A 14,296-nucleotide genomic window follows, 5' to 3' on the forward strand; every position below is an offset into this window, starting at 1 on the left:
AGTTGCGACATGGGAGAGTCGGCCTGCCCTTCTGTGGGTGAGGTGGCTGAGTTCCACGTGCCAGGACGCTATTCCATCCCGCGCAACATCCCGGGCACCGCCGGGTAATACGGTGCTCTCCCGCCGCTTCGCCGCCGAATTACCCGATCAAGGCCGTGCGTTGAGTTTCCGGAGAGGGCGACTGCCTACGATCACGTCACAGGATTGCCTCAATGCTTTGGGTTGTCGGTTAATTCAGCCGGAAGGGTAGTCGAGCGCGATGACGAACCAGCACCACCTTGAGACACCCGCGGCACGTGGGGGGAACAACGAGGCCGTCGCGGTCGTCGGACTCTCCTGTCGGCTTCCGGGCGCGCCGAGCCCCTCGGACTTCTGGGAGCTGCTCCGTACCGGAACGAGCGCCGTCACCGGCGTACCCGAGGGCCGCTGGCTGACCGCGACCGGACACACCGCCGCCGAGGAGACCGACCCGGGGATGCGCCGGGGCGGGTTCCTGGACCGCGTGGACACCTTCGACGCCGCCTTCTTCGGTATCTCGCCCCGCGAGGCCGTCACCATGGACCCGCAGCAGAGGCTGGTGCTGGAACTGGCCTGGGAGGCCCTGGAGGACGCCGGTATCGTGCCGGCCACGCTGCGCGACACCCGTACCGCCGTCTTCGTCGGCACCCTGCGCGACGACTACGCCGCGCTCCTCTACCAGTACGGTGCCCAGGCGATCACCCAGCACACCATGGCGGGTGTCAACCGGGGCGTCATCGCGAACCGGGTGTCCTACCACCTGGGTCTGCGCGGCCCCAGTCTCACCGTCGACTCGGCCCAGTCCTCCTCGCTCGTCGCCGTGCACCTCGCCTGCGAGTCGCTGCGTTCGGGCGAGTCCGAGGCGGCCGTCGTGGCCGGTGTCAATCTCAACATCCTGGCCGAGAGCGCGATCACCGAGGAGCGGTTCGGCGGCCTGTCGCCCGACGGCACGTCCTACACCTTCGACGCCCGCGCCAACGGATTCGTACGCGGTGAGGGCGGCGGCGCCGTCATCCTCAAGCCGCTCGCCCAGGCGGTCGCGGACGGCGACCACGTCTACGGCGTGATCCGCGGCAGCGCCGTCAACAACGACGGTGCCACACCCGGTCTGACCGTCCCCGGCCGCGCGTCCCAGGAGCGGGTGCTGCGCGAGGCGTACGAGAAGGCCGGCGTCGACCCCGCGGCGGTCCAGTACGTGGAGCTGCACGGCACCGGCACGCCCGTCGGGGACCCGATCGAGGCCGCGGCGCTCGGCGCGGTCCTCGGCGCCGGCCGCACCCCCGAGCGGGCCCTGCGGGTCGGCTCGGCGAAGACCAATGTCGGGCATCTCGAAGGGGCCGCCGGGATCACCGGCCTGATCAAGGCGCTGCTGGCACTGAGCCACCGCCGGCTCCCCGCCAGCCTCAACTTCGAGACGGCCAGTCCCGCCATCCCGCTGGCCTCGCTCGGCCTCGCGGTGCAGAGCGAACTGTCCCCGTGGCCGGAGCCCGGCCGACCGCTGCTGGCCGGTGTGTCCTCCTTCGGCATGGGCGGCACCAACGCGCATGTCGTACTCGCCGAGCACCGCGCACCCGCCCCGGCCCCCCGCCCGGAGCCCGGGGACACCCCCGCCCTCACCCCCTGGGTGATATCCGGCCGTGGCACCGCCGCGCTGCGCGGCCAGGCCGGACGGCTGCACGCGGCCGTCGCCGCGGACGCGACACTCGACCCGGCGGATGTGGGCCTCTCCCTCGCCGCGCACCGCACCGTCTTCGACCACCGCGCGGTCGTCCTCGCCGACAGCCGTACCGCGCTGCTGGACGGACTCGCGGCGGTGGCCCAGGGAGCGCCCGCCCCCGGCGCCGTCACCGGTGCGGCGCGCTCCGGAGCACCCGCCCTGCTCTTCACGGGCCAGGGTGCCCAGCGCGTCGGTATGGGCATGGAACTGCGCCGTGCCTTCCCGGTGTTCGCCGAGGCGTTCGACGAGGTGTGCGGTCATCTCGACTCGCTGCTCGACCGCCCGCTGAGCGAGATCATCGAGTCCGGCGACGGGCTGGACGAGACGGGCTTCACCCAGCCCGCGATCTTCGCCGTGGAGGTGGCGCTGTACCGCCTCGTCGCCTCCTGGGGCATCGTCCCCGGGTATGTGGTCGGGCACTCCGTCGGGGAGATCGCCGCCGCCCATGTCGCCGGAGTGCTCTCGCTCGCGGACGCCGCGCGCCTGGTGGCCGCCCGGGGCCGGCTGATGCAGGCCCTCCCGGCCGGTGGTGTCATGGCCGCCGTACGGGCCACCGAGGACGAGGTGCTGCCGCTGCTCGCCGACGAGCCGCTGGCCGCGATCGCCGCCGTCAACGGACCGCTGTCGACGGTCGTCTCGGGAGACGGCGACGCGGTGGACCGGATCACCGGGCGCCTGTGCGACCAGGGCAGGAGCATCCGCAGGCTGACGGTCTCGCACGCCTTCCACTCACCGCTGATGGACCCCATGCTGGACGACTTCCGCCAGGTCGTCGGGGGACTCACCTTCCACGAGCCGCGTGTGCCCGCCATCTCCACCGTGACCGGGCGGCCCGTCACACCCGGGGAGTGGTCCTCGCCCGAGTACTGGGTGGAACAGGTGCGCCGCCCCGTACGGTTCCTGGACGCCGTACGCGCCCTGGAGGCCGCCGGTGTCACGACCTTCCTGGAACTCGGCCCCGACGGCGTCTGCACGGCGATGGCCGTCGAGTGCCTGGGCGACGCGGACACCACGGCCGCGGTGGCCGCGCTGCGGTCCGGCCGCCCCGAGCCGCGCGGACTGCTCACAGCCCTCGCCACCGTCTTCGTCCGCGGCACGGACGTGGACTGGGCAGCGGTGTACGCGGGGGAGGGGGCCCGCAGGGTGCCGCTGCCCACGTACGCCTTCCAGCGCGAGCCGTACTGGATCTCCGGCACGGCCCGCGCCGCGGAGCTCTCCCCGGGCGCCGCACCCACGCGGCCTCCGGCGGACACGGACACACCCGTGTCACCGGCGGCGGCCACGGTCACGGCCGGGGCCACGGCCGACCTCGCCGGACTCGTCACCGCGCACATCGCCTCCGTACTGGAGTACTCCGGTGACCGCCGCGTCGAACCGCACACCAGCTTCAAGGACCTGGGCTTCGACTCGCTGATGTCGGTCGAGCTGCGCGACGCGCTGTCCGCCGCCACCGGGCTGCGGCTGCCGAGCGGACTCCTCTTCGACCGGCCCACGCCCAGCGCGCTCATCGACCATCTGCGCACACTGGCCGCGGGGCCGGACGGGAGCGCGGACGACGGACTGCCCGACGCCGAGGCCGCCCATGAACCCATCGCCATCGTGGGCATGGCCTGCCGCTACCCGGGCGGGGTCGCCTCGCCCGAGGACCTGTGGCGGCTGGTCGCCGCGGGCGGCGACGCGATCTCGGGCTTTCCCACCGACCGGGGCTGGGACGAGGAACTCTTCGACCGCGATCCGTCGAAGAGCGGCAGGAGTTCCGTGCGCGAGGGCGGGTTCCTGCATGACGCCGCCCGGTTCGACAACACCCTCTTCGGGATCTCCCCGCGCGAGGCGCTGGCCATGGATCCCCAGCAGAGACTGCTGCTGGAGACCGCCTGGGAGGCCGTGGAGCGGGCCGGGCTGGACGCCGGCACGCTCAGGGGCAGCCGTACCGGTGTGTTCGTCGGCGCCACGGCGCTCGACTACGGACCGCGTATGCACGAGGCCCCCGACAGTGTGGAGGGCCATCTGCTGACCGGCACCACACCGAGTGTGATGTCCGGCCGTATCGCCTATCAGCTCGGACTCGTCGGGCCCGCGGTGACCGTGGACACGGCGTGCTCGTCGTCGCTGGTGGCGTTGCATCTGGCGGTACGGTCGCTGCGCTCGGGGGAGACCACGCTGGCCCTGGCCGGCGGCGCCACCGTGATGTCGGCGCCCGGCATGTTCGTGGAGTTCTCCCGGCAGCGCGGACTCGCGTCCGACGGACGCTCCAAGTCCTTCGCGGCGGGTGCCGACGGCACCTCGTGGGCGGAGGGTGTCGGTCTGCTGGTGGTGGAGCGGCTCTCGGACGCCCGTCGCAACGGACACCAGGTGCTGGCCGTGATCCGGGGCTCGGCGGTCAACCAGGACGGCGCGAGCAACGGACTCACCGCGCCCAGCGGCCCCTCCCAGCAGCGTGTCATCCGCCAGGCCCTGACCGACGCGGGACTCGGTCCGGCCGAGGTCGACGCGGTCGAGGCACATGGCACCGGAACGCGCCTCGGCGACCCCATCGAGGCCGAATCGGTCATCGCCACCTATGGGCAGGACCGTGAACATCCCCTGCTGCTGGGGTCGTTGAAGTCGAACATCGGTCACGCCCAGGCGGCTGCCGGTGTGGGTGGTGTGATCAAGATGGTGCAGGCGATGCGGCATGGTGTGCTGCCGAAGACACTGCATGTGGACGAGCCGTCGCCGTTCGTGGACTGGGACTCCGGCGCCGTGGAACTGCTGACGGAGCAGGCGGAGTGGCCCGAGGTGGACCGTCCGCGCCGCGCCGCCGTCTCCTCCTTCGGGATCAGCGGCACCAACGCCCATGTCGTCCTCGAATACGAGCCGGCGGACGAGCCGGTGGAGGAGCGGGCGGGCGAGCCGGTGGACGAACCGGTGGCACCGGAGCCTTCCGCGCCGGCGGTCCCGGCCCCCTGGCTGATCACCGCGCGGGACGGGACGGCGCTGCGCGCCCAGGCCGCCCGGCTGCGGGAGCACATCGCCGGCACCGGCGCCCGTCCCGCGGACATCGGTCTCTCCCTCGCCACCACCCGTACCGCCCTCGATCAGCGGGCCGTGATCCTCGGCACCACGAGTGGCATGTTCCTGGCGGGTCTCGATGCCCTGGCACAGGGCGCCGACGTTCCCCATCTGGTGACAGGAAGCGTCTCGGGCGCCGGCCGTACCGCGTTCCTGTTCACCGGACAGGGCGCGCAGCGCGCCGGTATGGGCAGGGAACTCCACGGCGCGTCACCGGTGTTCGCCGCCGCCCTCGACGAGGTCTGCGCGGCGCTGGACCCGCATCTCGGACGGCCCCTGCGCGATGTGCTGTTCGCCCCCGCCGACAGCGCGGACGGGGCGCTGCTGCACCGGACCGCGTACACCCAGCCGGCCCTGTTCGCCGTGGAGACGGCGCTGTTCCGGCTGCTGGCACACCATGGACTCACCCCCGCCCTGCTCGCCGGACACTCGATCGGTGAGCTGACCGCCGCCCATGCGGCGGGAGTGCTCTCGCTCGACGACGCGGCCCTGCTCGTCGCGGCCCGGGGCCGGCTGATGGAGTCGGCGCGCTCCGGCGGTGCCATGATCGCGGTCGAGGCCGAGGAGGCCGAACTCGCCGCCGACCTCGCGGAAGAACCCGGCCTGCTCTCCGTCGCCGCCGTCAACGGTCCCACCTCCCTGGTGATCTCCGGCGACGAGGACGCGGCCGAACGGGTCGCGGAGCGCCTGCGGGCGCTGGGCCGCAGGACCCGCAGGCTCCAGGTCAGCCATGCCTTCCACTCACCGCACATGGACGATGTCCTGGACGAGTTCAGGGCGGTCGCCGAGGGCCTCACCTTCCACGCCCCCGCCATTCCGGTCGTCTCCACCGTCACCGGTGAGATCGCCGAGGCCGCCGCCCTCACCTCGCCCGGCTACTGGACCGGGCAGATACGCGGTACGGTCCGCTTCCTGGACGCGGCCCGCACCCTGGAGCGACAGGGCGTCACCGTCTTCGTGGAGGTGGGCCCCGACGCCGTACTGACCTCCATGGTGCGCGACTCCCTCACCGGCGACCCGGCCGCCGTGCCCCTCCTGCGGGCCGGACGGCCCGAGCCGGAGACACTGGCCGCGGGTCTCGCGACCGCCCTCACCCGGGGCGCGTCCCTCGACGCCGCCTCCTTCTTCCCGCGCGCCCGCCGCGTCGATCTGCCGACCTACGCCTTCCAGCGCGAGCACTACTGGCTCGCGGGCGGCACCGCCACCGACGCCAGGGGGCTCGGCCTCGACCCCGCGGACCATCCGCTGCTGTCCACCACGGTGGAGCTGGCGGGACGCGAGGACCATGTGCTCACCGGCCGTCTCGGTACCGGCAGCCACCCCTGGCTGGCCGATCACGCCATCGACGGCACGGTCCTGGTGCCCGGCACCGCCTTCCTGGAACTCGCCCTGACCGCGGGCGGACTCCTCGGCGCCGAGCGGGTGGAGGAACTCACCCTGGAGTCGCCGCTGACACTGCCCGGACACGGCGCGACGCGGGTCCAGGTCTCCGTGGACGCCCCCGACGCCTCCGGCGCCCGGCCCTTCGGCATCCACGCCCGCCGCGACGGCGCGGCCGACGATCCACATCCCTGGACCCGCCATGTCTCGGGTGTCCTGGGCCGGGCGGGGGCTCCCGCCGCTGAAGAAGCGCTGGTGTGGCCGCCCGAGGGAGCCACGGCGCGGCCGCTCGACGGGGTCTACGACCGCCTCGCGGAACTCGGCTACCAGTACGGGCCCGCCTTCCAGGCACTCACGGCCCTCTGGCGCCGGGGAGAGGACCTGTACGCCGAGGTGTCCCTCCCCGAGGAGCACCACACGGACGCCGCCCGCTACGGAATCCATCCGGCGCTGCTCGACGCGGTCCTCCACCCGCTGGTGCTGCACGCCGCCGAACTGGCGGGCAGCGAGGCGGCCGGCTCGATCCGGCTGCCGTTCTCCTGGACCGACACCGTCCTGCACGCCACCGGGGCCACCGCCCTGCGGGTACGTATCTCTCCCACCGGCCCCGACACCTTCTCGCTGACCGCCGCCGACGCCACGGGCCAGCACGTCGTCGCCGTCGAGTCCCTGGTCCTGCGGCCGGTCGCACGGGATCAGCTCGCCCCCGCCGACGGCGGTCCCGACGCTCTTCACGACGTGGAGTGGACGGCCGTCCCGGTACCCGCCACGGCCCCGGGCGCGCTCCGGATCGCGGAGTCGCTCGACGGTGAACTGCCCGGCGCGGAAGGGGCGGAGGGCACTGACGGCACCGAAGACGCGCAAGGCACGGAGGGCGCCGGTGAGACGGTCGCCCCCGATGTCGTCCTCGTACGGGTCGACCGGCTCCGCACCGAAGGGTCCGGAGAGGACGAGGTCGCCGCCGCCCATGAGACGGCGGCGGGCGCGCTGCGCCTGATCCAGCGGTTCCTCGCCGACGAACGGTACGACGACGCCCGGTTGCTGCTCCTCACCCGGGGCGCCGTCGCGGCCGGCCCCGGCGAGAGCGTCACCGCGCTGGCGAGCGCCCCCGTATGGGGCCTGGTCCGCGCGGCACAGTCGGAGCACCCCGGCCGTCTGGTCCTCGTGGACGTCGACGTGGACATGGACATGGACGTCGACGTCGACCGTCCGGAGACGGAGACGCTGCTGACCGCCGTCCTGGCCACGGGCGAGCCGCAACTCGCCCTGCGCGGCGGCCGGATGACGGCTCCCCGGCTGGTACGGGCGAGCCGCCGCGGTGCCCAGGACACCGTGACGGCGTTCGATCCGGCGGGCACCGTACTGATCACCGGTGGTACGGGGGGACTCGGCGCCCTGTTCGCCCGGCATCTGGTCGAGTCGCACGGCGTACGGCGTCTGTTGCTGGTCAGCCGTCGGGGCCCGGACGCACCGGGCGTCGGCGAACTCATCGCAGAGCTGGCCGCGTCGGGGGCCGACGCGCGCGTGGCCGCGTGCGATGTCGCGGACCGCGCCGCCACGGCGGAACTCCTGGCACGCTTCTCGCCGGAGGACCCGCTGACCGCCGTGGTGCATACGGCGGGTGTGCTCGACGACGCCACCATCGGGGCCCTGACCCCGGAACGGCTGAGCGCCGTCATGCGGCCCAAGGCCGACGCGGCCTGGCATCTGCACGATCTCACCCGGGACATGGACCTCACCGCCTTCGTGCTCTTCTCCTCCGTCTCCGGTCTGCTCGGCACCGCGGGACAGGCCAACTACGCCGCGGGCAACTCCTATCTGGACGCCCTGGCGGCCCATCGCCAGGCCCTGGGACTGCCGGGCGTCTCGCTCGCCTGGGGACTGTGGGACGGCACCCACGGCATGGGCGGCACGCTCGGCGAGGCGGACCTCGCCCGCTGGAGCCGGATGGGCATCACACCGCTCACACCCGAGCGGGGACTCGCCCTGTTCGACCGGGCACTCACCGAGGGGCCCGCGCTGCGCGTCCCCGTGGAACTCGATCCGTCCGCCCTGCGCGCCCTCACCGACGAGCCCCCGGCTCTGCTGCGCGGACCCGGCAGGGCGCGCCCGCGCCGCGCCGCCGCACGCACCGTGGGAACCGGAGGGACCGGCTGGGCCGAGCGGACCGCCGCGCTCCCCGAGGACCGGCGCCGCGAGACCGTACAGGAACTGGTGCGCGGCACCGTCGCGGCCGTCCTCGGCCATGCCGACGCCACCGCGCTCGACCCGCGCCGCGCCTTCAAGGAGATCGGGTTCGACTCGCTCGCCGGGGTGGAACTGCGCAACCGTCTCAACGCCACGACCGGACTGCGGCTGCCCACCACGGCCGTCTTCGACCATCCGTCGGCACAGGCGCTGGCGGACCACATCCTCTCCCGGGTCTCGGACATCCGGCCCCTGTCCGGCGTTCCCGCGGCCCGCGCCGCGGTCACCGCCCTCGCCGCCGACGAGCCGATCGCGATCGTCGGGATGGCGTGCCGCTATCCGGGCGGGGTCGCCTCCCCGGAGGACCTGTGGCGGCTGGTGTCGGAAGGCACCGACGCGGTCAGCGAGTTCCCGGTCAACCGGGGCTGGGACCTGGACGCGCTGTACGACCCGGATCCCGCGCGGACCGGCACGTCCTATGTGCGGCACGGCGGATTCCTGCACGACGCCGACCAGTTCGACCGTGAGTTCTTCGGGATCCCGCCCCGCGAGGCGACCGCGATCGACCCGCAGCACCGGCTGCTGCTGGAGACCGCGTGGGAGACGATGGAGAGCGCCGGTCTGGACCCGGCCGGGCTGCGCGGTTCCCGTACCGGTGTGTTCACCGGAGCCATGTACGACGACTACGCGTCCCGTCTGTCCGCGAGCCCCGAGGAGTACGAGGGCTTCCTGCTGGCCGGCAATCTCTCCAGTGTCGTGTCCGGCCGGTTGTCGTACACGTACGGGTTCGAGGGTCCGGCGGTGACGGTGGACACGGCGTGTTCGTCGTCGTTGGTGGCGTTGCATCTGGCGGCGAGCGCGCTGCGTTCGGGTGAGTGTGATCTCGCCCTCGCGGGCGGTGTCACCGTGATGGCGGGTCCCAGTGTCTTCGTCGAATTCTCCCGGCAGCGCGGACTCTCGGCCGACGGGCGGTGCAAGTCGTTCTCGGCGGAGGCGGACGGGACGGGGTGGGCGGAGGGTGTGGGTCTGCTGCTGGTGGAGCGGCTCTCGGACGCCCGTCGCAACGGCCATCAGGTCCTCGCGGTGTTGAGGGGGTCGGCCGTCAATCAGGATGGTGCGAGCAATGGTCTGACGGCGCCGAACGGTCCGGCGCAGGAGCGGGTGATCCGGCAGGCGTTGGCGAGTGCGGGTCTGACGACGTCCGAGGTGGACGCGGTGGAGGCGCATGGTACGGGGACCCGTCTTGGTGATCCCATCGAGGCGCAGGCGCTGCTGGCGACGTATGGGCAGGATCGTGAACGTCCTTTGCTGCTGGGGTCGTTGAAGTCGAACATCGGGCATGCTCAGGCTGCCGCTGGTGTGGGTGGTGTGATCAAGATGGTGCAGGCGATGCGTCATGGTGTGCTGCCGAAGACACTGCATGCGGATGTCCCGTCGCCGTTCGTGGACTGGGACTCCGGCGCGGTGGAACTGCTGACGGAGCAGGTCGACTGGCCCGAGGTGGACCGTCCCCGTCGCGCCGCCGTCTCCTCCTTCGGGATCAGCGGCACCAACGCCCACGTCATCATCGAACAGGGCGTCGAGCAAGGCGTTGAACTGGGCGTCGAGCCAGGCGTCGAGCACGACGCGGGAACCGCCGCCGAACAGCCGGACGCCGCGCAGGCGCCCGCGCTGTCGATCGCGCCCTTCCTGGTCTCCGCCCGTGGTGAGGCGGCACTGCGCGCCCAGGCGGCACGGCTCGTCGAGTACGTCGACGCCCACCCGGAGCTGACCATCGACGACATCGGCCGGTCGCTGGCCACCACCCGTGCCCTGCACGGCGACGCCGCCGCCGTCATGGCCGAGGAGCGCGACGAACTCCGCCACGCCCTGAGCGCGCTGTCCGAGGGGGATCCCTCGCCCGCCGTCGTCCACGCCGGCCCGGGGCGCCGCGGGAAGACCGCGTTCCTGTTCACCGGCCAGGGCTCCCAGCGCCTCGGGATGGGCCGTGGGCTGTACGAGTCCTCGCCCGTGTTCGCCGCCGCGTTCGACGAGGTCTGCGCCCATCTCGACCGCGTACTCGACCGCCCGCTGAAGAGCGTGCTCTTCGCCCCCGAAGAGTCCGCCGACTCGGCCCTGCTCGACCAGACGGCGTTCACCCAGGCCGCCCTGTTCGCACTGGAGACCGCGCTGTTCCGGCTGGCCGAGCACCACGGCCTCACCCCGGACTTCCTGCTCGGCCACTCCATCGGCGAGCTGACCGCCGCGCATCTGGCCGGAGTCCTCGACCTGCCGGACGCCTGTGTCCTGGTCAGCGAGCGCGGACGACTGATGCAGGCCGCGCGTGAAGGCGGTGCCATGGCGGCGCTGGAGGCACCGGAGGACGAGGTGCGCGCCACCCTCGCCGGATACGGCGACACGGTGACGGTCGCCGGGGTCAACGGCCCCCGCTCCACCGTGATCTCCGGTGACGAGTCCGCGGTCGAGGCGATCGTCGCGCTCTGGCGCGAGAAGGGCAGCCGGACCAAGCGGCTGCCGGTCAGCCACGCCTTCCACTCGCCGCACATGGACGATGTCCTCGACGAGTTCCGGACGGTCGCCGAGGGCCTCACCTTCCATCCGCCGCGCATACCGGTGGTCTCCAATGTCACCGGCGGGCTCGCCACGCCCGAGCAGCTCACCGCGCCCGACTACTGGGCGCGGCACATCCGGCAGCCGGTCCGATTCCTCGACGGCGTACGGCTGCTGGCCGCCGAAGGCGTCACCGAGTGGCTGGAGCTGGGCCCGGACGGTGTGCTGACCGCGCTGGTCCAGGAGTCCCTGACCACCGACGCGGGCGCGCTCACCCCGGCACTGCGCCGGGGCAGGCCCGAGGACCGGGCCTTCGCCTCCGCCCTCGGTCTGCTGGCCGCACGCGGCGCGGAGGTGCGCTGGGACGCCGTGTTCCCCGGCGCCCGTACGGTCCCGCTGCCCGGATACGCCTTCCAGCGGCAGCGCTACTGGCTGGAGGACCCGGCCCGCGCCGGTGACGCCGCCGGACTGGGCCTGACCGCCACCGGACATCCGCTGCTCGGCGCGGCGGTCGCCCTCGCGGACCGCGACGAGCACATCGTCACCGGCCGGCTGTCCCGGCACACCCATCCCTGGCTGACCGATCACGCCGTCGGCGGCACGGTCCTGGTGCCCGGCACCGGTCTGCTGGAACTCGCCCTGCGGGCCGGTGAGCAGATCGGCGCCACGGGTGTCGACGAACTGACCCTGGCCGCGCCCCTGGTGCTGCCGGAGCGGGGCGGCGTCCAGTTGCAGCTCGTCGCGGGAGCCGCCGACGGCGCCGGTGGCCGTACCGTACAGATCTACTCGCGCTCCGACGGCGGTGCCGGCGAGGACGCGGGCGAGTGGACACTGCACGCGCATGGCATCCTCGGCACGGCCGACGGTGCGACGGCCCACCACTCCCCGGCCGACGACCTGACGGTCTGGCCGCCGGCCGGCGCCGTCGAGACCGATCTGACCGGGGTCTACGAGCGGCTCACGGAACGGCTGTACGCGTACGGCCCCGCGTTCCGGAATCTGCGCCGGCTGTGGACGGCGGACGGCGCTCTCTACGCGGAGGTCGCCCTCGGCGACGACCAGCGCTCCGAAGCGGGCCGGTTCACCGTCCACCCGGCGCTGCTCGACGCCGCGCTCCACCCCCTGCTGCCCGGTGTCGCCGGGGACGACGGCGGATCGTGGCTGCCCTTCTCCTGGTCCGACGTCACCGTACGGGCCTCCGGCGCCGCGTCCCTGCGCGTCCGGCTCGCCTTCCACGGCACCGACCCCGAATCGCCCGTGGTCCGGCTGACCGTGGCCGACGGCACCGGCGCACCGGTCGCCACCGTCGGCGCGCTCACGCTGCGGCCGCTGTCGGCCGAGGCGCTGCGCGCGGCGGCGGCCGGTACGGGGGACGCCCTGCTCCGGGTCGACTGGACCCCGCTGCGGGACGCGCGGACCAGCGCGGAGCCCGGCGACTGGGCCGTGCTCGGTGACGGCGGATCCGGCGGACTCGGGCTTTCCGAGGTACCGGTACGGTCGTACGGCGACGGCGAGGCCGTCATCCGCGCGCTCGACGAAGGCGTGCGGGCACCGTCCTTCCTGGTGATCCCCTGCCGTCCAGGACCGGCCGGCGGCGGGGAACTGCCGGAGCTGGTCCGGACCGGAACGCTCCGTGTACTGACGGACGTCCAGTCACTGCTTGCCGACGAACGGCTCGCCGGCACCCGGCTGGTCGTGGTCACCCGGGGCGCCGTCGCCGCCGGGCCGGGGGAGGACGTGACCGATCTCGTCCACGCCCCGGTGTGGGGCCTGCTGCGCTCCGCGCAGACCGAGAACCCCGGCCGCGTGGTTCTGATCGACGGCGAGAGCGGCGGCGTACCGGCCGGCCTTCTCGCACGGGCCGCGCGGAGCGGTGAACCCCAGCTGGCGGTGCGCGGCGGCACTCCGCTCGTGCCACGGCTGGCCCGTACCCGGCCCGCGCCGGAGGCCGACAGCGCATCGGAGGCCGGCAGCGCGCCGGAGAACACACCGCGGTGGGACCACGGAACGGTGCTGATCACCGGTGCCACCGGTGCGCTGGGCGCCATCGCGGCCCGGCATCTGGTGGTGTCGCACGGGGCCGGACGGCTGCTGCTGGTGAGCCGTCGGGGCCCTGACGCGCCGGGCGCCGGGGAACTCACCCGCGAACTGCGAGAGCTGGGGGCCGAGGTCACCGTCGCCGCGGCCGATGTGACCGATCGTGACGCGATGGCGGAGCTGCTGGGGCGCTTCTCGCCGGAGGACCCGCTGACCGCCGTGGTGCACACGGCGGGTGTGCTGGACGACGTCCCCGTCGAGGGGCTGACCCAGGAGCGGCTGGACACCGTACTGCGGCCCAAGGTCGACGCGGCCTGGCATCTGCACGAGCTGACCCGGGACATGGGTCTCACGGCCTTTGTCCTCTACTCCTCCGTCGCGGGTCTGCTCGGCACCGCCGGACAGGCGAACTACGCCGCCGGGAACACCTTCCTCGATGCCCTGGCCGCGCACCGCAGGGCCCAGGGACTGCCGGGCGTCTCGCTCGCCTGGGGACTGTGGGGCGAGACCGGCTCCATCGCCGGCCATCTCGCCGACGCGGATCTGCGCCGTCTGGCGCGTTCCGGACTGCTGCCGCTGGCGAGCGGCGAGGCCATGGACCTCTTCGACGCCGCGCCCGCCACCGGCGAGGCGGTGCTCGCCGTCACCCGTCTGGACGCCGCCGCGCTGCGGGCGTCCGGCACCCCGGTCCCCGCGCTGCTGCGGGGGCTGGTGCCGGCCGCGCCCAAGCGCGCGGTGGCGGTGGCGGCGGACGAGGGGGACGGGACCGGCCTCGCGGAGCGGCTCGCCGTACTGCCCCCGGCCGAACGCGAACGGATGCTCACCGCCCTGGTGTGCGGCAGGGTGGCCGCCGTACTGGGCCACGCCGACCAGGACGCGATCGACCCCGGCCGTGCCTTCCTGGAACTCGGCTTCGACTCGCTGACCGCGGTCGAACTGCGCAACCAGCTCGGCGCCGCGACCGGACTGCGGCTGCCCACCACGACGGTCTTCGACCACCCCACCCCGGCGGCGCTCGCCGCCCATCTCCTCGGGCAGCTCGTCGTGGACACCGCGCCCGGCGAGCCCGTGCTGGCCGAGCTGTCCCGGCTCAGGTCGGCGATCGAGCGGTCCGCCTCGGACGCCGGCGCGTACCACCGGATCACCGCCCAGTTGCGTGAACTGCTCGACGCGGCGGATCTGGCGAGCGGCGGCACCAGGGCCTCCGGCGAGGAGGACAAGGACAAGGACGACGACAGCCTTGAGTCCGCCTCCGACGAGGAGCTGTTCGCCCTTGTCGACGAACTCGACTGAGCGCGCGGCGGTTCCGGCGTATCAGAGGCCATCGACCACACCACATCTGGGAGTTGAGAACCA

General features: G+C 73.4%; 1 protein-coding gene. It reads left to right on the forward strand.

From position 1 onward, the window contains the following. The first annotated feature begins 259 nt into the window (after positions 1-259). Positions 260-14,233 carry a type I polyketide synthase gene (locus OG214_RS33875; protein WP_405986878.1) on the forward strand — a complete coding sequence of 4,658 codons (13,974 nt, stop codon included), beginning with the start codon at positions 260-262 and terminating at the stop codon, positions 14,231-14,233. Positions 14,234-14,296 lie beyond the last annotated feature (63 nt).

Origin of the sequence: Streptomyces sp. NBC_00872, assembly GCF_045161915.1 — a bacterium.
GTDB lineage: Bacteria > Actinomycetota > Actinomycetes > Streptomycetales > Streptomycetaceae > Streptomyces.